The following is a 22,664-nucleotide window of genomic DNA, read 5'->3' as shown; positions in this document are numbered from 1 at the left end:
TAACACCTCGGCCCGGTGCGGCAGGATGGCCGCCATGTCGGGACGGGCGGTGCTGGTGACGGGGGCCTCGCGGGGCATCGGGCGGGCGGTGGCGCGGGCGTTCGCCGCCGGTGGAGACCGGGTGGCGATCCACCACCGGGACTCGGCCGAGCTGGCCGAGCGGCTACGCGCCGAGCTGCCCGGTGACGGGCACGTGGTGGTCCGCGCCGACCTGGCCGACCCCGACGCGGTACGGACCATGGTGGACGAGGCGGCCCAGCGGCTCGGCGGCCTCGACGTACTGGTGAACAACGCCGGGGTGTTCGGGCCGGCCGATCCCCCGCACCCGGTCTTCGAGAGCAGCTACGAACAGTGGCGGGCGCGGTGGCGGGAGGTGCTCGACACCAACCTGGTCGGCGCCGCGAACGCCGCCTGGTGCGCCGCGCAGCACATGCGTGAACGCGGGGGCCGGATCGTCAACGTCTCGTCCCGGGGCGCGTTCCGGGGCGAGCCGGCAAACCCGGCGTACGGGGCCAGCAAGGCCGGGATGAACGCGATGGCCCAGTCGCTGGCGGTGGCCCTGGCGCCGTACGGCATCGCTGTCGCCTGTGTGGCGCCCGGCTTCGTCGAGACCGACATGACGAACGAGCACCTGAAGAGCGAGCGGGGCGAGGCGGTACGCGCCCAGTCCCCGTTCCACCGGGTCGCCCGGCCGGAGGAGATCGCCGCGGCGGTGCACTGGCTGGCGAGCCCCGGGGCCGAGTGGGCGTCGGGCACCATCATCGACCTGAACGGCGCCTCCTACCTCCGCTCCTGACCCCCGCCCTCGCCCCTGCCACGGGATCTTGCACTTTCGGCCCGGACAGAACGCCGCGAAAGGGACGCAGCACGGGCCGATACTGCAAGATCAGCGCGCACCAAAAGAGGGAGCGCGCGGATTACCAGTGGGTCAGGCGGGTGGCCAGGACTGTCAGGGCTGCCACGCCTGCCGTGGACGTACGCAGGACCGACGGGCCCAGGCGGACCGTACGCGCGCCCGCCTCGGCGAACGCGGCCAGCTCGTGGTCGGCGATGCCGCCCTCCGGGCCGACCACCAGCACGATCTCGCCCGCGGCCGGCAGGTCGACTGTGGTCAGCCGGTCCTGCGCGCCCTCGTGCAGCACGTACGCGCCGGCCGCGCCGGCGATCCGGCGGGCCACCGAGGCGGTGGACTCGTCCGGCGCGCCGGCCACCACCGGCAGCCACGGGCGGCGGGCCTGCTTGGCCGCCTCCCGGGCGGTCGCGACCCACTTCTGCCGGGCCCGTTCGCCCCGCTCACCGCGCCACTGCGCCACCGAGCGGGACGCCGCCCAGGGCACGATCTCGTCCACCCCGACCTCGGTCATCGCCTGCACGGCGAGTTCACCCCGGTCGCCCTTGGCGATGCCCTGCACCACGACGAGCCGGGGTACCGGCGCGTCCGCGTACCCCCGGCTCGTGACCCGCAAATCGAGCGTGCCGCGGCCGACGGCGGTGACCACCGCGGCGGCGGTGCCGCCCCGGCCGTCGGCGAGCACCAGTTCCTCGCCGACGCGCAGCCGCTGCACGGTGGCCGCGTGGTGGCCCTCCGGGCCGTCCAGCGTCAGCGTGTCACCGGTGGGCAGCGCCTCGACCAGGAACAGCGGCGCGGACACCTCAGGCGTGCCCGTTGAAGGCGTCGCGCATCCGGGAGAAGAAGCCGCCCTGCTTGGTCAGCTCGGCGACCTCCTCGCCGCGGGTCTTGGCGAAGTCGCGCAGCATCCGCTCCTGGTCGGCGTCGAGCTTGGTCGGGGTACGCACGTCCAGGTGCACGTAGAGGTCACCCCGGCCGGTGCCGCGCAGGTGCGGTACGCCCCGGGCGCGCAGCCGCAGCGTGCTGCCGGGCTGGGTGCCGGGCTTGACGTCGACCGTCTCCTCGCTGTCCAGCGTCTTGATGGTCAGCCGGGTGCCGAGCGCGGCGGCGGTCATCGGCACCGTCACCCGGCAGTGCAGGTCGTCGCCCTTGCGGGAGTAGACGTCGTGCGGCCGCTCGTGGATCTCGACGTAGAGGTCACCGGCGGTGCCGCCACCGGGGCCGACCTCGCCCTGCTGGGCCAGGCGGATCCGCATGCCGTCCTCGACCCCGGCCGGGATCTTGACGGTCAGCGAGCGGCGGGTGCGTACCCGGCCGTCACCGGCGCAGGTCGGGCAGGGGTGCGGGATGGTGGTGCCGTAGCCCTGGCAGACGGTGCACGGCCGGGCGGAGACCACCTGACCGAGGAAGGTCCGCTGCACCGACTGCACCTCGCCCCGGCCGCCGCACGCCTCGCAGGTGGCCAGGTGGGTGCCGGCGGCGGTGCCGGCGCCGGAGCAGGTGGTGCAGAGCACGGCGGTGTCGACGGTGATCGGCGCCTCGACGCCGAACGCGGTCTCGTTGAGGTCGAGTTCCAGGCGCAGGATCGCGTCCGCGCCGGGGCGGGTACGCGGCCGCGGCCCACGGCTGCCGCCCGCGGCACCGCCGAAGAACGCGTCCATGATGTCCTGGAAGCCGACGAACGGGCCGGCGCCGCCGGGACCGCCCGGGCCGCCCATGCCACCGCCGCCCGGGGCGAGCGGGTCGCCGCCCAGGTCGACGATCTGCCGCTTCCGGTCGTCCGAGAGGACCTCGTACGCGGCGTTGATGTCCTTGAACTTCTCCTGGGCCTCCGGGTCCGGATTGACGTCCGGGTGGAACTGCCGCGCCAGCTTGCGGTAGGCGCGCTTGATCTCGTCGTCGGAGGCGTCCCGGCTCACGCCGAGAATGCCGTAGTAGTCCCTGGCCACTGCGTTAGGTGTCCTCATGTTCGTCTCGCGTCGCTCCGGTCGTCGGCCGGAACCGGCCGTCGGCCCAGACTGGTCAGTTCTGGGCCAGCAGTTCGCCCACGTAGCGTGCCACGGCCCTCACCATGGCGATATTGCCGGGGTAGTCCATCCGGGTCGGCCCGAGCACGCCGAGTCCACCGACGATCGTGCTGCCCGGTCCGTACCCGGTGCTGACCACCGAGGCGGCCCGCAGGTTGTCGAATTCGTTCTCGTCGCCGATGAGCACCCGGGTGGTGCTCGGCTCGGTCTCGCCGATCAGCTTGAGCAGCACGACCTCTTCTTCGAGCGCCTCCAGGATGGGGCGCAGCGAACCCTGGAAGTCGAGCAGGCCGCCCCGGGTGAGGTTGGCCTGGCCGGCCAGCGCGAGGCGTTCCTCGTGCCGCTCGACCAGCGTCTCCAGCAGCACGGTGGACAGCGTGGTCATGGCCGGGCGCAGGTGCGGCGCGGACTCGTCGACGAGCGCCTGCACCAGCGGCGGCGTCTCGGCGAGCTGGCTGCCGACCAGCTTCTCGTTCACCAGCCGGCGCAGGTCGGTCACGTCGTCGGCGGGCACCGGGGCGGGCAGCTCGACCAGTCGCTGCTCGACCCGGCCGGTGTCGGCGATCATGACGACCATCAGCCGGGTGGTGGAGATCGGCACCAGTTCCAGGTGGCGCACCTTGGACCGGGCCAGGCTCGGGTACTGCACCACCGCCACCTGACGGGTGAGCTGGGCGAGCAGCCGGACCGTACGGTGCACCACGTCGTCGAGGTCGACGGCGCCCACCAGGAAGCGCTCGATCGCCCGGCGCTCGGCCGGGCTGAGCGGCTTGACCCGGGACAGCCGGTCGACGAAGAGGCGGTAGCCGCGGTCGGTGGGCACCCGGCCGGCGCTGGTGTGCGGCTGCCGGATGTAGCCCTCCTCCTCCAGCACCGCCATGTCGTTACGCACGGTGGCGGGCGAGACGCCGAGCTGGTGCCGCTCGACCAGGGCCTTGCTGCCGACCGGTTCCTGCGTGGCGACGTAGTCCTCGACGATCGCGCGCAGCACGGCGAGTTTGCGGTCGTCGAGACCCATTCCCCACCTCCTGACGCACCTCGGCCGGGCCGGCACGCGGCATCCGCCGGGCGGCTGGCACTCGACTGTAGCGAGTGCCAGTCTACGTCGGCACCCCCGCCGACGCGATGATCACCCGACGGACCTGCGGTGCGGCCCACCACACAGCGCCGCCCACCAGGGCCGAACAGCCGGTCATCGTCGGTCTGTGTCGCTCTGGTGCGAGTTGACCGGTGCCCCTACCGTGGCGACCATGACTGAACCTCCTCGCCCTCCAGGGGCAGGGGACTCCGGCCCCCAGCCCGACCCGTCGGCGCCCTTCGGCTCGTCGCCGGGCAGCGAACCGCCCACCGCTCCACTGTCCGGGGCGCCGGGCGCCGGCGGCTATCCCCCGCCCGGTGACTATCCGCCTCCGGGCGGCTACCCGCCCCCGGGCGGCGGCTATCCCCCGCCGGGTGGTTACCCCCCGCCGGGCGGCACGCCCGGCTACCCCGCCGGTGGCGGGTACGGCCCGGCCGGTTACGCCAACAACGACGAGAAGACGTGGGCCCTGGTGGCGCACTTCGGCGGCGCCGCCGGCGTCATCGTCGGTGGCGGTCTGCTCGGCTGGGTCGCCCCGCTGATCGCGATGATGACCCGCGGTCAGCAGTCCCCGACGGTCCGCGCCCACGCGGTCGCGGCGCTGAACTTCCAGATCACCTGGACCGTCGCCAGCGTGCTCGCCTGGGTGATCACGGTCATCACCTGCGGGATCCTGTTCTTCGTCCCGATGCTGGTCTGGCTGGTGCCGCTGATCTTCGGGATCATCGGCGGGGTCAAGGCCAACGAGGGTGTGCTCTACCGCTACCCGATGACCTACAACTTCATCAAGTGACACCGCCGGCCGGCCGAGGGGGCGGCCGGCCGGTGCCGGTCACGGCAGCAGGTCGCGTACCACCGCGTCGGCCAGCAGCCGTCCGCGCAGCGTCAGCACCACGAGCCCCCGCGCGTACGCCCCGGCGTCGAGCAGCCCGGCGTCCCGGGCCCGCTCGGCGCCCGCCCGGCCGGGCTCGTCCAGCACGTCCAGCGGCAGCCCGGAGGCGAGCCGCACCCGCAGCATCACGTCCTCCATGTGCTGCTCCTCGGGGCTGAGCCGCTCCCGGGCCAGCGCCGGCGAGGCGCCCTCGGCCAGCCGCGCCGCGTACGCGCTCGGGTGCTTGACGTTCCACCAGCGCACGCCGCCGACGTGGCTGTGGGCCCCCGGGCCCAGGCCCCACCAGTCGGCGCCGGTCCAGTAGAGCAGGTTGTGCCGGCACGCCGCCGCCGCCGCCGAGCGGGCCCAGTTCGACACCTCGTACCAGGAGAAGCCGGCCGCGCCGAGCGCGGCCTCCGCGGCCAGGTAGCGGTCCGCCGCCACGTCGTCGGAGGGGTACGGCAGCTCGCCGCGCCGCATCCGCGCGGCCAGCCGGGTGCCGTCCTCCACGATCAGGGCGTACGCGCTGACGTGATCCACGCCCGCGTCGACCACCTGGGCCAGCGAGGCGGCGAAGTCGTCGGCCGTCTCGCCCGGCGTGCCGTAGATCAGGTCCAGGTTCACGTGCTCGAACCCGGCGTCGCGCGCCTCCAGCGCGGCGGCGGTGGCCCGGCCCGCGCTGTGCCGCCGGTCCAGCACCGCGAGCACCCCCGGCGCGGCGGACTGCATGCCGAGCGAGATCCGGGTGTAGCCGGCCGCCCGCAGCGTCTTGAGCGACTCGGGGCTCACCGACTCGGGGTTGGCCTCGGTGGTCACCTCGGCGTCGGTGGCCAGCCCCCAGACGCGGTCGATGCCGTCGAGGATCCGGGCCAGGTCGTCGGCGGGCAGCAGGGTGGGCGTGCCGCCGCCGACGAAGACCGTGTCGACCCGGGGCGGCGGCGAGTCGCCCAGCACCCGGGCGGCCAGCGCCAGCTCGGCGAGCACCGAGTCGGCGTACGTCTCCCGGCTCGCCCCGCCGCCCAGCTCGGCGGCGGTGTACGTGTTGAAGTCGCAGTAACCGCACCGGCTGGCGCAGAACGGCACGTGGACGTACACGCCGAAGCCGCGCGCGCCGACGGCGCGACGGGCGGTGGCGGGCAGCGATCCGTCGCGCGGGACGGGTTCGCCTTCTGGAAGGACGCCGGGCATGGCCACTAGTGTGCCCGGCATGACCTCTCCGGACGCTCTCGTGCGAGTCGCCACGGCCCGTGGGGTGACCACCCTCACCCTGGACAGCCCGCACAACCGCAACGCGCTCTCCACGCCCCTGATGACCCAGCTGCTGGCCGGGCTGGCCGACGCGGTCGCCGACGACGCGGTACGCGCGATCGTGCTCGACCACACCGGCCCGGTCTTCTGCTCCGGCGCCGACCTGAAGGAGACCGCCGCCGCGTACGCCAGTGGCACGGTGCCCGCCGGGATGCTCGGCGACGTGCTGGTGGCGGTGCGGGAGTGCCCGAAGCCGGTGGTGGCGAAGGTCGCCGGGCCGGCCCGGGCCGGTGGGCTGGGCCTGATCGCCGCCGCCGACCTGGCGGTCTGCGCGCAGGAGGCGACGTTCGCGTTCACCGAGGTGCGGATCGGCGTGATCCCGGCGGTGATCTCGGCGACCGTGCTGCCCCGGCTCGGCCAGCGGGCCGCCGCCGAGCTGTACCTGACCGGCGACACGTTCGACGGCCGCCGCGCCGCCGAGATCGGCCTGGTCACCGCCGCGGTGCCGGCCGACGAGCTGGACGCCGCCGTCGGGCGCTACTGCGAGTCGCTGGTGAAGGGCGCGCCGGGGGCGCTGGCCGGGGCGAAGGAGCTGCTGCGCCGGCCCGCCGGGACCGACCTGCGGGCCGAGATCGCCGAGTTGGCCGCGCTGTCGACCGGGTACTTCCTCTCCGACGAGGGACGCGAGGGCGTCATGGCGTTCCGGGAGAAGCGTCCCGCCGCCTGGGTGCCCGCCGGAGACTGAGGCGCGGCGGGCCCCGCGGGAGCCATTGCGGCCGAGGTGGGGCCCGCCGGTCGGCCGAGACACGCCGGTGCGGGTGGGACGTACGCTTGTCGGACTGTCGGGACTGGGGGTGCGGGTGCGGACGCGAGCGGCGATCGTGGCATCTGGGGTGGCGGTGTGCGTGCTGGCACTACTCGCGGTCTATGTCGTGACCAAGCAGTTCGGCGAGCACCTGCGGCTCCCCCTGTCCAGCCGGACCTGCACCGTGAAGGCCGACGGCGAGGTGGTGCTCGGCGCCGACCAGATGGCGAACGCGGCCACCATCGCGGCCATCGGGATGCAGCGCCGGATGCCCGAGCGGGCGGTGGTGGTGGCGCTGGCGACCGCGTACCAGGAGTCGCACCTGCGCAACATCGCCCACGGCGACCGCGACTCGCTCGGCCTGTTCCAGCAGCGCCCGAGCCAGGGCTGGGGCACCCCGGAGCAGGTCCAGGACCCGCGGTACGCGGCGAACAAGTTCTACGCCGCGCTGAAGAAGGTCAAGGGCTGGGAGCGGATGCGGGTCACCGACGCCGCCCAGCGGGTGCAGCGGTCCGCGTTCCCCGAGGCGTACGAGAAGTGGGCGGACGAGTCGGAGGTCCTCACCCGCGCGTTGCTCGGCCACGCGACCGGCGCGGTGGCCTGCACCGTCTCGTCGCCGCCGACGATGCGCGGCCCGGCCGCCGCCAGCGCCGTGCTGGAGAGCCTGTCCCTGGACTGGGGGCTGCCCCGGCTGGCCACCGCGACCGACCTGACCGCGCTCACCGTGCCGGCCGGCGGCGACCGCAACGGCTGGCGGTACGCGCACTGGCTGGTCTCGCACGCCGACGACCACGGCGTGAAGAAGGTCCGCTTCGGCAACCTGGAGTGGACCGCCGAGCAGGGCTCCTGGGCCCGGGTGAAGGGCGACCCGGCCACCGAGGTGCGGGCCGAGGTGTTCGCCGCGGCCTGACCGGCCGCCCTCCGTCAGCCCTTCACGGCTCCCGCGACCAGGCCGGAGACCATCCGGCGCTGCACCAGCAGGAAGAAGACGATCACCGGCAGGGTGAACAGCGTGGACGCCGCCATCACCGAGCCCCAGGCGGTGTCGTCGCGGCCGAAGAAGAACGTCATCGCCACCGGCAGCGTGTACTTCTGCTGGTCGTTGATGAAGGTCAGCGCGAAGATCAGCTCGTTCCACGCGGTGATGAACGAGAAGATGCTGGTGGCGACCAGGCCGGGTGCGACGAGCGGGAACAGCACCTTGCGGAACGTCTGGGCCCGGCTGGCGCCGTCGATGGCGGCGGCCTCCTCCAGTTCCTTCGGCACCGCCGCGACGAAGCCACGCAGCATCCAGACCGCGAACGGCAGCGAGAAGCCGAGGTACGTGAGGATCAGGCTGGGCAGCGTGTTGTAGAGGCCGAGCCGCTGGATCATCAGGAACAGCGGGATGACCAGCGCCTCCAGCGGGATCATCTGCACCACCAGCAGCATGATCAGGAACGTGGTGCGCAGCTTGAACCGGAACCGGGCCACAGCCGTCGCGGCGAGCAACGCGACCAGCCCGCTCAGCAGCACCGTGGCCCCTGCGACGAGCACGCTGTTGAGGAAGAAGTCGGTGAATGTGACGCCCGGGATCAGGTTGCCGGTGAGGATCTCCCGGTAGTGCTCCAGCGTCGGCTCCGCCGGCACCGGCCGGGGCGTGGACGAGAAGATCTCCCGGTTGGGCTTCAGCGAGGTCGCCACCATCCAGTAGACCGGGAACGCGGCGAAGAGCGCGACCAGCAGGCCCGCGCCGTTGAGGGCGATCTTCTTCATCATTCGTCCTCCTGCCGCAGCACCATGCGGACGTACAGGGCGGTCACCACGAGCAGGATCACGGTGAGGATGACCGCGATGGCGGAGCCGAGGCCGTACTTGGGCGGCGGCGAGAACGCCTCCGCGTACGAGTAGATCGACAACATGAACGTGGACCGGTCCTGGGTGCCGCCGGCCAGCACGAACTGCTGGGTGAAGACCTTGAAGTCCCAGATCGTGGAGAGCACCACGAGGATGCCGAAGACCGGCCGCAGCATCGGGAACGTGACCTTCCAGAACACCTTCCACGGCCCGGCGCCGTCGACCCGGGCCGCCTCCTGCAACTCCGTCGGCACGCTCTTGAGCCCGGCCAGGACGCTCACCGCGATGAACGGGAACGAGTGCCAGACCACCACGAGCGTCAGGATGGCGAAGAACAGCAGCGGGTCGTTGAACCAGCCGTACCCGGTCCAGTCGCTGCGCCCGAACAGGGCCGTGGACAGCCCGTCCGGGAGCTTGTTGAACAGCCAGGTGACCAGGCCGCTCGTGTCATCGAAGATCCACTTCCAGACGATCGTGCCGGTCAGCGCCGGGGTGGCCCAGGCGAGCATCACGCAGCTCGCCACGAACGTGGCCATCTTCTTGCCCAGGCGGTTGAGCAGCAGCCCGACAAGCGTGCCGAGGATCATCGTGAGCGCCACGTTGGCGAGCGCGAACAGCACGGTGTTGCGCAGCACCGTACGGAAGAACGGGTCGCCGAGGATCTGTGCGTAGTTGGCCAGGCCGACCCACGGCCACTCGCGGTCGCCGCGCAGCTGCCGGACGCTGTCCAGCTTGTGGAAGGACATCCACACGACCTGGCCGAGCGGCCAGAGCAGCAGCACGGCGATGATCGCCAGGCAGGGCAGGAGGAGCAGGTACGGAAGGTGGTCCACCCGGCGACGGCGCCGCCGCGCGGGGGTCTCCCGCGCGGCGGCCTCGCCGGGGCTCTTTGTCAGTAGGCTCACTTGCTGTTCAAAATGCCTTCCATCTCGGTGGCCGCGTCGGCGGTGGCCTTCTCGACCGTCTTCTGGCCCTTGATGACCGAGCTGTTCATCGCCTGGGTCACCGTCTTGGTGCGGCTGACCTCGACCCACTTCGGGGTGAGCGGGGTCAGCTTGGTGTTCTGGATGGCGGTGGCGAACGCGGCCATCACCTTGTCGTTGGCGTAGTCGCCGCTGCTGACCAGGTCCTGGTAGACCGGGAAGAAGCCGAGGCTGCTGGCGAACTCCTTGTCCTTCTGCTTGCTCAGCAGCACGGTCATGTAGTCCCAGGCCAGCGCCTGCCGCTCGCTGTCCTTCCAGATGGCGATGTCGGAACCGCCGGCGAACGCCGGGGCGGGCTTGCCGTCCGGGCCGGGGATCGGGAACGTGCCCCACACCTTCTCGATGTCGGGGTTGTCCTTCTTCATCGCGCCGCCCTGCCAGCTACCGGCGAACGCCATGGCGGCCTTGCCGGTGGCGAACTGGGTACGGGCGTCGACCTCGTTCCACCCGGCGGCGGCCGGCGGGGCGACCTTGTGCACTGTGACCAGGTCGGTCCAGAACTTGACCGCCTTCTGCGCCTCGGGGGTGTTGTAGCCGGACTTCCAGCTGTCGCCCTCCTTGGTCGCGATCTCCCCGCCGGCACCCCAGAGGAAGGAGTAGAACGGCAGCTCGGAGTTGCCGGGCAGGGCGATGCCGTAGGTGCCCGGCTTCTTGGCCTGCACGGCCTTCGCGGCGGCGACCATCTCGTCCCAGTTCGTCGGCGTCTTCACGCCCGCCTCGGCGAACCAGTCGGTGCGGTAGTAGACGGCGCGCACGCCGGCGTACCACGGCACGCCGTACTGCTTGCCGTCGAGCTGGGCGTTCTTGACCAGGTCGGGCAGGATGTCCTTGCCCTCGGACCAGCCGTTGAACTTGTCCGAGACGTCGGCCAGGGCCTCCTGCGCGGCCCAGCCCTGGGTCTCGGTGTTGCCCAGTTCGGTGACGTCCGGGCCCTCCCCGCCGGCGAGCGCGGCCTGGAACTTCTTCGGCGCCTCGAGCCAGGGGATGTACTGCACCACGACGTCGGTCTCGGGGTGCTTCTTCTTGAACTCCGCCTCGACGCTGTCGAGGAACGTGGTCTGGGCGTCGCCGCCCTCACCCATCATCCACACAGTGAGCTTGCTGTTGTCGGCGGCCTTGTCGTCGTCGCCGGAGCCACCGCACGCGGTCAGCACCAACGCGGCCGACGCCACGATGGCGGTGACCGGAGCCAGCCGCTTCCACCTGTTCACGCCATATCTCCCTCAGGGCCGTTTGGCACTAACCTTCTCCGCCGCACCTTAGTAGGAAAATTTCCTTTACAACAGGGGGTGTTCGTGACGGAGGGCACAGGCGACCGTATCGCAGGCGGAGGCCCGGCCGACATCGATGCCGTCCGGGCAGCTCACGGGCGCACACGCCGACGGGCGCCCGGCCGGTGAGGCCGGGCGCCCGTCGAGGCGCGTGGTGCGGGGTCAGTAGCGCGAGACGCCGCGGCGACGGCCGACGCCGGCCACCAGGGCCACACCGATCGCGGCGAAGAGCACCTGCAGCATCAGCTCGCGCCAGTCGATACCGGCGGTCTCGGCGAAGCCGGAGGCCCGGGCCACGATCGTGCCCAGAAGCGCGGCGCCGACGCCGATCAGCATGTGCAGCCACATCGGCATGTTCTGCCGGCCCGGCACGACCAGCCGGCCCAGCGCGCCGACGATCAGACCAACGACCAGCGCCGTGATGATGCCCCAAACGGTGAGCTCCATGGTCGCCCTCCTCCTTAAGATCCGGTCACACGTTTTTGTGTGGTTACTGTCGTGATCGCTAAGTTCCCGACCGCCCGGAAATCCAAACCGACTCCGATGACGAATTGTTCAGACGTACCCTGACCTGCTGCTTCTCCCCGAAACCCGGCGCGGCGGGCGGGCCCGGCACACCGACGGGGTTCAATGCGCCGAATACGCCGACGGGCGCCCGGCCGTGAGGCCGGGCGCCCGTCGAGGCGCGTGATGCGTCGATCAGTAACGCGAGACGCTGCGGCGGCGGCCGACGCCGGCCACCAGGGCCACACCGATGGCGGCGAGCACGACCTGCACGGCCAGCTCGGCCCAGTCGATGCCGGCGGTCTGCGTGGCGATGCCGAGCGCGCGGGCCAGGACGGTGCCCAGCAGCGCGGCGCCGACACCGATCACCATGTGCAGCCACATCGGCATGTTCTGCCGGCCCGGCACGACCAGCCGGCCCAGCGCGCCGACGATCAGACCCACGACGAGCGCGGTGATGATGCCCCAGACGGTGAACTCCACGGTCGGTCCTCCTAAAGCGATTTCGCACGTTCTGTGCGGTTGCTGTCGTGACCGCTAAGTGCCCGACGCATCGAAAACCGAAACCGGCAACATCGACCGCCACTCCCCCGGCCGGGACGAACCCGCAGGTGGGAGCGCTGCCAGCAGCTGAAAATTTCCTGGGTACGCGAACGGCCGGCGCCCCCGCGAGGGGACGCCGGCCGGTTCCAGGACTCTGGCGGCTACTTCTTGCCGGCGGGCTTGCCGTCGCCGGAGTCGGACGAGAGCGCCGCGATGAACGCCTCCTGGGGGACCTCCACCCGGCCCACCATCTTCATCCGCTTCTTGCCCTCCTTCTGCTTCTCCAGCAGCTTGCGCTTCCGGCTGATGTCACCGCCGTAACACTTGGCGAGCACGTCCTTGCGAATCGCGCGGATGGTCTCCCGGGCGATCACCCGGCTGCCGATGGCCGCCTGGATCGGCACCTCGAACTGCTGGCGCGGGATCAGCGTGCGCAGCTTCGCCGCGATCGTCGTGCCGTACGTGTACGCCTTGTCCTTGTGCACGATCGCGCTGAACGCGTCGACCGGCTCGCCGTGCAGCAGGATGTCGACCTTCACCAGGTCGGACGCCTGCTCGCCGGAGGGCTCGTAGTCCAGCGAGGCGTACCCCTTGGTGCGGCTCTTGAGCTGGTCGAAGAAGTCGAAGATGATCTCGGCCAGCGGCAGCGTGTAGCGCAGCTCCACCCGGTCGGCGGAGAGGTAGTCCATGCCGAGCAGGCTGCCCCGGCGACCCTGGCACAGCTCCATCACCGCGCCCACGTAGTCGTTCGGGGTCAGCACCGTCGCACGCACCGTCGGCTCGTACACCTCGGCGATCTTGCCGGTCGGGTACTCGCTCGGGTTGGTGACCACGATCTCCTCGCCGTCCTCCTGGATGGCCCGGTAGACCACGTTCGGCGCGGTGGAGATCAGGTCGAGGTTGAACTCCCGCTCCAGCCGCTCCCGGATGATCTCCAGGTGCAGCAGGCCGAGGAAGCCGCAGCGGAAACCGAAGCCCAGCGCGCCGGAGGTCTCCGGCTCGTAGACCAGCGCGGCGTCGTTGAGCTTGAGCTTGTCCAGCGCCTCACGCAGGTTCGGGTAGTCCGAGCCGTCGATCGGATAGAGACCCGAGTAGACCATCGGCTTCGGGTCCTTGTAGCCGCCGAGCGCCTCCTTGGCCGGGTTGTTGTTGATGGTGACCGTGTCACCGACCCGGGACTGGCGCACGTCCTTCACGCCGGTGATCAGGTAACCCACCTCGCCGACGCCGAGCGCGTCGGCCTTCACCATCTCCGGCGAGATGACGCCGATCTCCAGCAGCTCGTGGACCGCGCCGGTGGACATCATCTTGATCCGGTCCCGGGCCGAGATCCGGCCGTCGATCACCCGAACGTACGTGACCACGCCCCGGTAGACGTCGTACACCGAGTCGAAGATCATCGCGCGGGCCGGCGACTCGGCCTCGCCCACCGGCGGCACGAACTGCCGGACGATCTCGTCCAGCAGGTAGGGCACTCCCTCGCCGGTCTTGCCGGAGACCCTGATGCAGTCCGCCGGGTCGCCGCCGATCAGGTGGGCCAGTTCCTCGGCGTACTTCTCCGGCTGGGCGGCCGGCAGGTCGATCTTGTTGAGCACCGGGATGATGTGCAGATCGTTCTCGAGCGCCAGGTAGAGGTTGGCGAGCGTCTGCGCCTCGATGCCCTGCGCGGCGTCGACGAGCAGGATCGCGCCCTCACAGGCGGCGAGCGAACGGGACACCTCGTAGGTGAAGTCCACGTGGCCCGGGGTGTCGATCATGTTGAGCACGGCTGTCTCGCCGGCCCGGTCGCCCTCGCGGATCGTCCACGGCATCCGCACGGCCTGGCTCTTGATGGTGATGCCGCGCTCGCGCTCGATGTCCATCCGGTCCAGGTACTGCGCGCGCATCTGCCGGGGGTCGACCACACCGGTGAGCTGCAACATCCGGTCGGCCAGGGTCGACTTCCCGTGGTCGATGTGGGCGATGATGCAGAAGTTCCGGATGCGCGCCGGGTCGGTGGCACCAGGAGCGTTCGCGCCGGGATCGAGCGTCGGTGGCACAGCGGTCCGTTCTGGTCGGCTGACGTGAGCGGGCCGGCGCGCCGCCGGCCCCCTCCATGGTCCCACGTCGCCCGGCGCGCGCCCGGGCTCCCCCTTCACTCCACCGCTATTCCACGGGTGGCTGGACTATTCGACGGGTGGCTCGACGAAGAGTGCGGCCAGCCTCGGCAGGCGGCGGCGGGCCTCCTCCTCGTCGTCGAAGTCCCAGAAGTCGTTCAGGTCGGGCACCGGAACCGGGTCGCGCTCGGCCGGCAGGTCGGACGCGGTGGCCTTCCGGTACGCGTCCCACGGCACCGCCAGCATCTGCTCGCACTCGAACTCCTCGCCGCTGAGCGCCGCCGCGCGGACCTGCGGCAGCTCGGCCAGCGCGTCCGGGTCGCCGACCGCCCGCGCGAACACCGCCCGGCCCTGCGTCATCAGCCAGCCCCGGAAGTACTCGAAGCCGTCGTCCGAGGCACCGCCGTTGATGAGGTAGGCCGCGCCCCACAGGTCGACCTTGTAGGAGGCGGCGAGCACCCGCCGCTGGTGGTGGGCGTAGCCGACGATCTCCTCCGGGTCGCGCTCGGCAAGCAGCGCGACCGCCCGGGCGGCGACCGCGTCGGGCTCTCCCCCGGCGCCGGCGCGGGCGTCGTCGATCAACTGCCAGAACTCGTCGGTCCTCATGGCAGGCAGTCTGGCAGAGCCCACCGACGCGCCGGTCCGCCGCGCGCCACCGGTGCGGCAGCATGGTGCGGTGCGCCCGATCTCCCTACCCCCGGTTCCGTACGGGTCGACAGCCGTCCGGCCCGGCTGGGCCGACCTGCCGGCCGGGCTGCGGGACGCGCTGTCCGCCCGGATCGGCGGCGAACCGTCAGCGGTACGGGTGACGGACGGCGGATTCACCAGCGGCTTCGCCGCCGTGCTGACCGGCCCCGCCGGGGAGCGCGTGTTCGTCAAGGCGGCGGCGCTGCACGGGCAGCGGCACCTGGTCGACTGGTACGCCCACGAGGCGGCGATCCTGGCCCGGCTCCCGGCTGGCCTGCCGGTGCCCCGGCCGCGCTGGGCGCTCACCGAGGCCGGCTGGTACGCGCTCGCGCTCGACGCGATCGACGGGCACACACCCGCACTGCCCTGGGCGCCGGCCGAGCTGGACGCCGCCCTCGCCACGTACACCGAAGTCGCCGCCGCACTCGCCGAGCCGCCCGCGGAGCTGGCCGCGCTCCGGCTCCCCCGCCTCGCGGACCTGGCCCGCGACGACATCCTCTGGTGGGGCGAGGTGGCCGCCGGGCGCGAGCCGCTGCCCGAACCGGCGGCCGGCGCCCCGCTGGCCGAGCTGGTCACGCTGGAGTCGCGGCTGCCCGGGTACGCCGACGCGGCCCCCGGACTGGCCCACGGCGACCTGCGGGTGGACAACCTCCTGCTCGACCCCGGCGGGCGGGCCTGGCTGTGCGACTGGCCCTGGCTCTGCCACGGGCCGGCCTGGTTCGACCTGGCCGGGCTGCTGCTCAGCGCGTACGCCAGCGGCCTGGACGCGGACGCCGCGTTCGCCGGTCACCCGGCGGCGGCGGGAGCGCCCGCCGACGCGCTGGACGTGACGCTCGCCGCGCTGGCCGGGTACTTCCTGACCGGCGCCGCCGCCGGACCGTCGAACGCCTCCCCGCACCTGCGCACCCACCAGCGGTGGAGCGGGGAGCAGGCGCTCGGCTGGCTGGCCGAGCGGCAGGGTTGGTCCTGGGCCCGCCCCACCCCTTCCTCTTGATCCACACCAGTTCGGCGGGGTGGCGGCATCCCACGGGCCCTGACCTCACCACCTCCCCGACCTGGCGCGCTCCCCGACCTGGCGCGCCGCCGGGCCAGGCTGGATGGGGCTGGGCGGAGGCGTTTTGGCTCGTCCGGGGCCGACCTGGTAGCCTGGCTTTTCGCGCGGCGATGACGCATGCTCGTCGTGCGCGAAAGCAGACCAACCCGAGCTATCAAGACGAGGCTGTCGCGTGGCGAACATCAAGTCCCAGATCAAGCGCAACCGGCAGAACGAGAAGCGCCGGCTGCGTAACAAGTCGGTCAAGTCGTCGCTGAAGACCGCCATCCGGAAGTTCCACGAGGCTGCCGAGGCGGGCGACACCGAGAAGGCCACCGTGCTCATGCGTGAGGCCACCCGCAAGCTGGACAAGGCTGCCAGCAAGGGTGTCATCCACTCGAACCAGGCGGCCAACCGGAAGTCGGCGATCGCCAAGCGCGTCGCCTCGTTCTCTGCCTGACCAGCGCTACAGATTCCACCGGAAGCCCCGGGGCCACGAGCCCACGGGGCTTCCGCCTGTCCGCACTCCCCCGTCGCGCGCGGCACGCGCGGCGCGCGGAGATCTTGGACGATTTCGGCCCCTCTGGGGGCCATTTCCTACCAAGATCTGCGGAGGGATCGGGGCCCGGGCGGCGTCTTCGGCGGTCGGTCCGGTGACAGCGCGGGGCGTCCGGAGCGCGGGGCGTCCGGAGCGCGCGGCGCGCGGGGTGTCGGGAGGGCGCAGCGCGGTGGGCGCTACTGCTCGTTCGGGTGGTCGAACGTCGCGCGTTGCGGATGGTGGTAGCGGACGCCCCGGGAGTCCGTGGTCGTGCCGCCCGGCCATGCGCGGGCGCTCGCCGGCGCCGCGCCGCCCGGCAGCGACCCGATACTCGCCGTGCCGCCCGGCAGCGCACGGGCGCTCGTGGGCACCCGGGCGCGGCCGACCACCGGCTCCATCTGGCGGCGGAAGCGGTCCCGCTCCTGCTCGGGCACCTGCGCCGCGGTGCGGACGACCATCTCGGCCACCACGTCGTTGAGCTTGACCATCGCGGCCACCGCGACCGGTAGCACCAGCACCGCCCACCAGCTCACCAGTTCGGCGAGCGCGAGCAGGACGGCCAGCGCCACCGCGCCCTCGAAGAACAGGAAGCAGAGCACCCCACCCGGGTTGACGAAGCGCAGTCCCAGCACCCGGGCGTAGAGCGGGCGGTACCGCTCCTCGTCCGTGGCCACCGTCGACCACGCTCGGGTCACCGGGCGCCGCCCTGCCGGGCCGCAGCCACCGAGAACACGGCCCGCTCCAGCGCGTACGCCCGGTCGTCGGCGCCGCCCTTGACCGCCGCGTTGCACTCGGCTGCCACCCGCATCGCCTCGACCAGGCCCTCGGGCGTCCAGCCCCGGGCGCGTACCTGGGCCTTCTCGATCTTCCAGGCCGGCATGCCGAGCGTCTTGGCCAGCTGGAACGCGCTGCCCCGGCCGGCGGCGGCGACCCGGGCCACGGTCCGTACGCCGTCGGCCAACGCGTCGGCGATCGGCACCGGATCGACGCCGACGTGCAGCGCCCACCGCAGTGCCTCCAGTGCGCCTGGTACGTCACCGACCATGGTCGCGTCGGCGACGGTGAAGCCGGTCACCTCGGCCCGTCCCCGGTAGTACCGGGCGACGGTGTCCGCGCCGATCCGCCCGTCGGTGTCGGCGACCAGTTGCGAGCAGGCGGCGGCCAGCTCACGCATGTCGTTCCCGACGGCGGCGACCAGGGCGTCGGCCGCGTCAGGCGTGCACTTGCCACCGATGCGGCGGATCTCGTCCCGTACGAAGGCGGCCCGCTCCCGGTCGCCCTTCAGCTTGACCGCCGGCACCACTGTGGCGCCCGCCGCCCGCAGGCCGTCGGCGAACGCCTTGCCCTTGGCTCCGCCCAGGTGCAGCACCACGAGTTGCACGTCCGGGTCGGGGTTCTTCGCGTACGCGAGCAGCGCGGTGGACAGGTCCTTGCGGGCGTCCTGCCCGGAGCGGAGCACGAGCACCCGGCGACCGCCGAACAGGGACGGGCTGAGCATCTCGGCGATCTCGCCGACGGTGAGCGTGCCGGCCTGGTATTCCCGTACGTCCACGTCGGGGTCGACCTCGCGGGCCCGGGCGACGGCTTCGGTGACCGCTCGCGTGGCGAGCAGCTCCTCGTCGCCGAGGACGAGCACAATAGGAGGCAGGTCGGCGGGGGTCACGTCGCCCATACTCGCACGCCCTCCGACCCGGCCGGGCCTGCTCATCGGGGACTGTGACGGCGCAGCCCGCAGACAGCGCAAATCCAGACATTTGACTTGATTCATCATCTACCACAACAAGATCCCCCTGGTTCAGCGTGGCCGTCCCGACTCGGCGCCGCGCTTCACCACCGCGAGACCGCCACCCGCCCGGACCGCCGCGACGTCCCCGTCGGTGTCGGTACGCAGCACCCGCGCACCGCCCCGGGTCAGCCGGTCCAGCAGCCCGGCGTTGGGGTGCCCGTAGTCGTTGTCGACGCCCACGCTCACCAGCGCCACCGCCGGACGTACCGCGGCCAGGAACTCCGGCGCCTGGTACGCCGACCCGTGGTGGGCGACCTTCAGCACATCGGCCCGGATCGCGGCGGCCGGAGTGGTCTCCAGCATCGCCCTCTGCTCCTCCGTCTCGGCGTCACCGGTGAGCAGGATCCGCACCCCGCCCACGGTGGCGGCCAGCACCAGCGAGTTGTTGTTCGGATCCGACCGGCTGCCCCGCAGCGGGTACGGCGGCCCGACCGCGACCAGGTCCACCGCGCCCGCCCGCCACCGCCAGCCCGCCTGCACCGGGGCCAGCGGCGCACCGGCCCCGCGGGCCGCCTCGCGTACCCGGGCGGCACCGAAGGGTGGCTCGGACCAGGACGGACCCACCACCGCACCCACCCGCCGGCCCCGGAACACCCCGGCCACGCCGCCGACGTGGTCGACGTGGAAGTGGCTGACCACCAGCAGCGGCACCTCGCGTACGCGAAGACGGCGCAGGCAGGCGTCCACGCCGGACGGCTCCGGGCCGGCGTCGACCACCACGGCCCGGCCGGCGGCGACCGGCAGCACCACCGCGTCCCCCTGCCCCACCGCGCACGCCACCACCACCCAGCCGCGCGGCGGCCAGCCCGAGGCGAGCAGCCGGATCGGCACCGCGCCCAGCACCACCGCCACCACGACGACAGCGATCAGCCGCCGCGCCCGGCGTCGCCGGAAGGCGAGCAGCAGCGCCACGCTCACCGCCGCCAGCAGCAGGGCCCCCGCCACGCCGCCCGCCCACGGCAGGTTCCCGGCCGGCAGGTCCGCCCCGTACGCGGCCACGGCCACCAGCCAGCGCGCCGGCCAGCTCGCCAGCCAGGCCAGGAACTCCGCACCGCCCGGCCACAGCGGCGACAGCACCGCCGCCAGCACGCCGAGCACGGTGGCCGGCGCGACGGCCGGCACCGCGAGCAGGTTCGCCGGAACCGCCACCAGGCTCACCGTCGCGGACAGACCGGCGATCACCGGGCCGCAGGCCAGTTGCGCGGCGGCCGGCACCGCGAGCGCCTCCGCGAACCCGGCCGGTACGCCCCGGCGCCGCAACGCGTCCCGCCATCCCGGCGCGAGCAGCAGCAGTCCCCCGGTGGCACAGACCGACAACGCGAAACCCGGATCGCCCGCGAGGTCCGGGTCGTACAGAACCAGCCCGGTGACAGCGGCGGCGAGCGCCGGCAGCGCCGACCGGGACCGCCCGGCGGCGAGCGCGGCGAGCCCGATCGCGCCCATCGCGGCGGCACGCACCACGCTCGGTGAGGGCCGCACCAGGATGACGAACCCGACGAGCGCGAGGACGCAGAGCACGGCGGCGGTACGCGGACCGGCGCGCGCCCAGCGGGCCAGCAGCAGCACCGCTCCGACGACGATCGCCACGTTGGAGCCGGACACCGCGTTGAGATGCGTCATCCCGGTGGCCCGGAAGTCCTCCTCCACCTCCGGCAACAGCCGGCTGGTGTCGCCCACCACCAGACCCGGCAGCAGACCGCCCGGCGCGTCGGGCAGCGGCTCGCAGGCCCGTTGCAGCCCGGCCCGCAGCACGCCTGCCGCCCGTTGCGGCCACGACGCGTCGCCGCGCAGCGTGGGCGGGTCGGCGGTGGAGAGCACGGCTGCGGTCAGGTCACCGCCGCGCGGGGCGGCCAGCCTCCCCCGGCTGGTGACCCGCTGCCCGGGAAGCAGTGGACGCCAGGCCGGGTCGGTGGCGAGCACCAGGGCGCGTACCGGGCCGGTGACGCGGGCGCCACCGGGTCCGGTGAGCCGGACCAGATCCACGCGGACCAGCAGCATCGGTTCCCGGCCCGGCGCGCCGCGTACCGGGCGAGGGTCGTCGCGCAGCACCAGCTCGGCGGTGACCAGGGCACTGTCGGCGACGAGCGCGCGGATCGGGGCGGCGTCGCGGACCGCGACCCGCGCGCCGGTGGCCGCCGCCCCGCAGAGGACGCCGAGCAGTACGGCGACCGCGATCCAGCCGTAGCGGCTGGCCGTCACGCCCGGCCGGCCGAGCACGCCGCCCAGGTGCAGGCCGGTGAGCAGGGCGAGCGCGGCGGCGACGGCGGCCATCCACACGCTCGACCGGACACTCAGGTGCAGCCCGGCCAACGCGGCGAGCCACGCCGCCACCGCCAGCCCGGCCAGCCGCAGGTCGGGCACATCGCGGCCGGCCGCGTCACCGTCGAGAGCCGCGGGGCGTGGCCCGCGTCGGGCGGTCACACCGTCACCAGTTCCTTGAGCTGCTCGTACCGGGCGTCGCCGATGCCGTCGACCTGCCGCAGGTCGGACACGGACCGGAACCCGCCGTTGCGGTCCCGGTGGTCGAGGATCCGCTGGGCGAGCACCGGGCCGACGCCCGGCAGCGCGTCGAGCTGGGCCAGCGTGGCGGTGTTCAGGTTGACCGGGCCCGCCGGTGCCGCCGAGCCACCCGGTGCACCACCACCGGCCGCCGGACCGGGCGCGGCCTGCCCGGGTGGGGCGGTGACGCCGACCAGGATCAGCTCCCCGTCGGTGACCTTGCGGGCCGGGTTGAGCAGCGCCACGTCGACGCCCGGCAGTGCGCCGCCCGCCGCCTCGATCGCGTCGGCCACCCGCGCGCCGGCCGGCAGGCGGACCAGGCCGGGACGCCGGACCTTGCCGGCGAGCGCGACGACCACCTGACCGGGTGAGCCCGCCGGCACGGGCGCCCCGGGAGCCGCTTCGGTCGCCGTGCTCACCGGCGCCTCGGAGGACGCCGCGACCGGCTGGACGGGCTCGGCGCTGGGACGCGCGCGCCACGCCCAGACGGCGGCCACCACGACCACCACTGCGGCCACCGCCGCGAGCGCGCGTACGCCCCGGCGCCCGGGATCGAACGCCCCGGGACCGGGCAGCCGCGACGCGAGCCCACGCCCGGATCCCGGAGCGTCGCCTGTGCCGTCGGCGTCCGGCTCGGCCGAGGCCGGCTCCGTCCCGAACTGATGCTCCCGCCCGCCGTAGCGCTCCGGGAATCCGGGGCGCAGCCCGAGAGCCGACCCGATCTCGTCCGGCGCACGCCCGAGCCGCCCTCGGGCACCCGGCCGACGCCGAGCAGGCGGAACGGCGTCCTGCTCGCCCGGCGGCTGCGGGTCGTGGGTGCCGGCCCGGCCAGGGCCATCCCCGAGGCTCGCGCCGGACCCGCCGGTGAAGACCGGCACGGCATCGTCCGGCCCGGGCAGGGAAAGCCCGGACCGCCGGGAGGACCGCGCCGCCCGGCCGCCCTGCTCGACGAGATCCGGGCCGGGCTGGGCCTCTCCGGCGCGAGGGCCGGACTCGCCCACGCGGTCGGCGCGGATCGGCGGGGCGGCGGCATCCGTGAACCCGAACAGCCGGGCGAGCCGCCGCCGTACCGTCGTCTCCTCGTCGTCTGGCACGGCTCGGGACGCTACGGCGACGGCCCGTCGAACAGGCGGCCGATGAACTCTCACCTGTGGACAGCGGGCGCACTGTGGACAGGACCCCGATCAAGCCCGGCCTGTGCTAGGGCGGCCGGGAGGCGAAGCTCAGCGCGCCTCCGGGTCCAGCCCGAGCGCGGCCCGTCCACCGTCGACCGGCACCGTCGCGCCGTTGACGAACGAGGCGCGGTCGGAGAGCAGGAACGCGACCACCTCGGCGACCTCGTCGGTACGCCCGATCCGGCCGAGCGGGTGCAGCCGGGCCATCTCCGAGTCGACGTGCTCCACCCCGGCCGGGTCGAGTCCGGCCAGGTAGGCGGCGTGCCGTTCGGTGTGGATGGACCCGAGCGCGACCGCGTTGGCGCGGATCCCGCGGGGACCGTAGTCGACGGCGAGCGCCCGGGTCAGCCCCTCCAGCGCGGCCTTGGCGGTGGCGTACGGCAGGGCGCCCGGCACGGCCCGGCGGGCCTGGTGGGACGAGACGTTGACGATCGCGCCGCCGGTACCTGCGGCCAGGAACCGGCGTACGGCGGTGCCGGCCCCGGCCACGGCGGGGCGCAGGTTGAGCGCGATCAGGTCGACGACCTCGCTGGCGGGCGCGCGGTGCACGTCGGCGTCGCGGAAGACGGCGGCGTTGTTCACCCAGCCGGCCAGCGGCGCGCGCGTCTCGGCACGGTCGGCGGCCCGCTCGGTGACCGCCTCGTCGCCGGCGTCGCCGGTCACGGCGTGCAGGCGGTCGGCCAGCGAATGGTTGGCCAGCCAGTCCAGCGCGCTGGTGTCCCGCTCGACCACGACCACCGTGCCGCCGTCTGCGGCCAGCCGTTCGACGATCGCCCGTCCGACGCCGCGCCCGCCGCCGGTGACGACGTACGACAGTGGGCTCATCCGGCCACC

22 protein-coding genes are annotated in these 22,664 nt (G+C 73.2%); 6 read left to right on the top strand and 16 right to left on the bottom strand.

What is annotated here, in order from left to right; translation table 11 throughout:
- On the top strand, nucleotides 1–796 hold a 796-nt coding region (locus tag ACPCK6_RS19285; protein WP_514132357.1), incomplete at its 5' end, for an SDR family NAD(P)-dependent oxidoreductase.
- 121 nt (nucleotides 797–917) lie between these two features.
- Here the strand turns inward: ACPCK6_RS19285 and ACPCK6_RS19280 are convergent.
- From ACPCK6_RS19280 to hrcA, 3 genes are all read right to left on the bottom strand, one after another.
- Entirely contained in the window at nucleotides 918–1,652 is a 735-nt protein-coding gene (locus tag ACPCK6_RS19280) for a 16S rRNA (uracil(1498)-N(3))-methyltransferase (protein WP_318335269.1), read from the bottom strand.
- Nucleotide 1,653: 1 nt separating this feature from the next.
- Complete coding sequence (gene dnaJ, locus ACPCK6_RS19275) at nucleotides 1,654–2,799, bottom strand: molecular chaperone DnaJ (RefSeq protein ID WP_175438744.1); 1,146 nt, start codon at nucleotides 2,797–2,799, stop codon at nucleotides 1,654–1,656.
- Between the two features lie 73 nt (nucleotides 2,800–2,872).
- Complete coding sequence (gene hrcA / locus ACPCK6_RS19270; protein WP_135241584.1) at nucleotides 2,873–3,895, bottom strand: heat-inducible transcriptional repressor HrcA; 1,023 nt, start codon at nucleotides 3,893–3,895, stop codon at nucleotides 2,873–2,875.
- Between the two features lie 232 nt (nucleotides 3,896–4,127).
- On the opposite strand from hrcA, the gene ACPCK6_RS19265 reads away from it, so the two are divergent.
- Nucleotides 4,128–4,748, top strand: a complete 621-nt coding sequence (locus ACPCK6_RS19265) for a DUF4870 domain-containing protein (RefSeq protein ID WP_423481806.1) — start codon at nucleotides 4,128–4,130, stop codon at nucleotides 4,746–4,748.
- Between the two features lie 39 nt (nucleotides 4,749–4,787).
- Here the strand turns inward: ACPCK6_RS19265 and hemW are convergent, their stop codons facing one another.
- The gene (hemW, locus tag ACPCK6_RS19260; RefSeq protein WP_423481805.1) at nucleotides 4,788–6,014 is read right to left on the bottom strand and encodes a radical SAM family heme chaperone HemW; all 1,227 of its coding nucleotides are present in this window, start codon (nucleotides 6,012–6,014) and stop codon (nucleotides 4,788–4,790) included.
- A gap of 19 nt (nucleotides 6,015–6,033) precedes the next feature.
- On the opposite strand from hemW, the gene ACPCK6_RS19255 reads away from it, so the two are divergent.
- Together ACPCK6_RS19255 and ACPCK6_RS19250 are read left to right on the top strand one after the other, a co-directional pair.
- Nucleotides 6,034–6,819, top strand: a complete 786-nt coding sequence (locus tag ACPCK6_RS19255) for an enoyl-CoA hydratase-related protein (protein WP_262015145.1) — start codon at nucleotides 6,034–6,036, stop codon at nucleotides 6,817–6,819.
- Nucleotides 6,820–6,928: 109 nt separating this feature from the next.
- Nucleotides 6,929–7,789, top strand: a complete 861-nt coding sequence (locus ACPCK6_RS19250) for a hypothetical protein (protein WP_281577018.1) — start codon at nucleotides 6,929–6,931, stop codon at nucleotides 7,787–7,789.
- 14 nt (nucleotides 7,790–7,803) lie between these two features.
- On the opposite strand, the gene ACPCK6_RS19245 is transcribed toward ACPCK6_RS19250, so the two are convergent.
- The 7 genes from ACPCK6_RS19245 to ACPCK6_RS19215 all read right to left on the bottom strand — a co-directional run bounded on the left by ACPCK6_RS19245 (nucleotide 7,804) and on the right by ACPCK6_RS19215 (nucleotide 14,718).
- A complete protein-coding gene (locus ACPCK6_RS19245; protein ID WP_064448692.1) occupies nucleotides 7,804–8,637 on the bottom strand; it encodes a carbohydrate ABC transporter permease in 834 nt (277 codons plus the stop codon).
- Complete coding sequence (locus ACPCK6_RS19240; protein ID WP_396882766.1) at nucleotides 8,634–9,620, bottom strand: carbohydrate ABC transporter permease; 987 nt, start codon at nucleotides 9,618–9,620, stop codon at nucleotides 8,634–8,636. Before ACPCK6_RS19240 ends, ACPCK6_RS19245 begins: the two co-directional genes overlap by 4 nt.
- Nucleotides 9,617–10,909: a sugar ABC transporter substrate-binding protein gene (locus tag ACPCK6_RS19235; RefSeq protein ID WP_423481804.1), complete on the bottom strand. Its 1,293-nt coding sequence runs from the start codon at nucleotides 10,907–10,909 to the stop codon at nucleotides 9,617–9,619. Before ACPCK6_RS19235 ends, ACPCK6_RS19240 begins: the two co-directional genes overlap by 4 nt.
- A 222-nt stretch (nucleotides 10,910–11,131) precedes the next feature.
- Entirely contained in the window at nucleotides 11,132–11,416 is a 285-nt protein-coding gene (locus tag ACPCK6_RS19230; protein WP_030503112.1) for a GlsB/YeaQ/YmgE family stress response membrane protein, read from the bottom strand.
- Between the two features lie 252 nt (nucleotides 11,417–11,668).
- A complete protein-coding gene (locus tag ACPCK6_RS19225; RefSeq protein ID WP_116507974.1) occupies nucleotides 11,669–11,956 on the bottom strand; it encodes a GlsB/YeaQ/YmgE family stress response membrane protein in 288 nt (95 codons plus the stop codon).
- A 221-nt stretch (nucleotides 11,957–12,177) separates the two neighbouring features.
- Entirely contained in the window at nucleotides 12,178–14,055 is a 1,878-nt protein-coding gene (lepA, locus tag ACPCK6_RS19220) for a translation elongation factor 4 (protein WP_013287985.1), read from the bottom strand.
- A gap of 126 nt (nucleotides 14,056–14,181) precedes the next feature.
- Complete coding sequence (locus ACPCK6_RS19215; protein ID WP_135241591.1) at nucleotides 14,182–14,718, bottom strand: DUF4240 domain-containing protein; 537 nt, start codon at nucleotides 14,716–14,718, stop codon at nucleotides 14,182–14,184.
- On the opposite strand from ACPCK6_RS19215, the gene ACPCK6_RS19210 reads away from it, so the two are divergent.
- Both ACPCK6_RS19210 and rpsT read left to right on the top strand, forming a co-directional pair.
- Entirely contained in the window at nucleotides 14,717–15,793 is a 1,077-nt protein-coding gene (locus ACPCK6_RS19210; protein ID WP_423481803.1) for an aminoglycoside phosphotransferase/kinase family protein, read from the top strand. The two genes, ACPCK6_RS19215 and ACPCK6_RS19210, sit on opposite strands and share 2 nt — an antisense overlap.
- A gap of 232 nt (nucleotides 15,794–16,025) precedes the next feature.
- A complete protein-coding gene (rpsT, locus tag ACPCK6_RS19205; protein WP_013287988.1) occupies nucleotides 16,026–16,292 on the top strand; it encodes a 30S ribosomal protein S20 in 267 nt (88 codons plus the stop codon).
- Between the two features lie 275 nt (nucleotides 16,293–16,567).
- On the opposite strand, the gene ACPCK6_RS19200 is transcribed toward rpsT, so the two are convergent.
- The 5 genes from ACPCK6_RS19200 to ACPCK6_RS19180 form a co-directional block, all read right to left on the bottom strand.
- A complete protein-coding gene (locus ACPCK6_RS19200) occupies nucleotides 16,568–17,065 on the bottom strand; it encodes a hypothetical protein (RefSeq protein WP_396882769.1) in 498 nt (165 codons plus the stop codon).
- Nucleotides 17,062–18,042, bottom strand: a complete 981-nt coding sequence (gene holA / locus ACPCK6_RS19195) for a DNA polymerase III subunit delta (protein WP_013287990.1) — start codon at nucleotides 18,040–18,042, stop codon at nucleotides 17,062–17,064. Before holA ends, ACPCK6_RS19200 begins: the two co-directional genes overlap by 4 nt.
- A gap of 123 nt (nucleotides 18,043–18,165) precedes the next feature.
- Entirely contained in the window at nucleotides 18,166–20,577 is a 2,412-nt protein-coding gene (locus tag ACPCK6_RS19190; RefSeq protein WP_423481802.1) for a ComEC/Rec2 family competence protein, read from the bottom strand.
- Nucleotides 20,574–21,377, bottom strand: a complete 804-nt coding sequence (locus ACPCK6_RS19185) for a ComEA family DNA-binding protein (RefSeq protein WP_423481807.1) — start codon at nucleotides 21,375–21,377, stop codon at nucleotides 20,574–20,576. Before ACPCK6_RS19185 ends, ACPCK6_RS19190 begins: the two co-directional genes overlap by 4 nt.
- 501 nt (nucleotides 21,378–21,878) lie before the next feature.
- On the bottom strand, nucleotides 21,879–22,655 hold the full coding sequence (locus ACPCK6_RS19180; protein ID WP_423481801.1) for an SDR family NAD(P)-dependent oxidoreductase: 777 nt from the start codon (nucleotides 22,653–22,655) through the stop codon (nucleotides 21,879–21,881).
- Nucleotides 22,656–22,664: the final 9 nt, after the last annotated feature.

It is taken from the genome of Micromonospora sp. AB353, from assembly GCF_049538395.1.
In the GTDB taxonomy this organism is placed as follows: Bacteria; Actinomycetota; Actinomycetes; order Mycobacteriales; family Micromonosporaceae; genus Micromonospora; species Micromonospora aurantiaca.
This window is presented reverse-complemented; position numbering and strand designations above follow the sequence as displayed.

Coding starts and splice junctions, on each gene's coding strand:
- ACPCK6_RS19265 (WP_423481806.1), top strand. CDS start 4,128: ATGACTGAACCTCCTCGCCCTCCAGGGGCAGGGGACTCCGGCCCCCAG.
- hemW (WP_423481805.1), bottom strand. CDS start 6,014: ATGCCCGGCGTCCTTCCAGAAGGCGAACCCGTCCCGCGCGACGGATCG.
- ACPCK6_RS19230 (WP_030503112.1), bottom strand. CDS start 11,416: ATGGAGCTCACCGTTTGGGGCATCATCACGGCGCTGGTCGTTGGTCTG.
- holA (WP_013287990.1), bottom strand. CDS start 18,042: ATGGGCGACGTGACCCCCGCCGACCTGCCTCCTATTGTGCTCGTCCTC.
- ACPCK6_RS19255 (WP_262015145.1), top strand. CDS start 6,034: ATGACCTCTCCGGACGCTCTCGTGCGAGTCGCCACGGCCCGTGGGGTG.
- ACPCK6_RS19210 (WP_423481803.1), top strand. CDS start 14,717: ATGGCAGGCAGTCTGGCAGAGCCCACCGACGCGCCGGTCCGCCGCGCG.
- ACPCK6_RS19180 (WP_423481801.1), bottom strand. CDS start 22,655: ATGAGCCCACTGTCGTACGTCGTCACCGGCGGCGGGCGCGGCGTCGGA.
- ACPCK6_RS19245 (WP_064448692.1), bottom strand. CDS start 8,637: ATGATGAAGAAGATCGCCCTCAACGGCGCGGGCCTGCTGGTCGCGCTC.
- hrcA (WP_135241584.1), bottom strand. CDS start 3,895: ATGGGTCTCGACGACCGCAAACTCGCCGTGCTGCGCGCGATCGTCGAG.
- ACPCK6_RS19215 (WP_135241591.1), bottom strand. CDS start 14,718: ATGAGGACCGACGAGTTCTGGCAGTTGATCGACGACGCCCGCGCCGGC.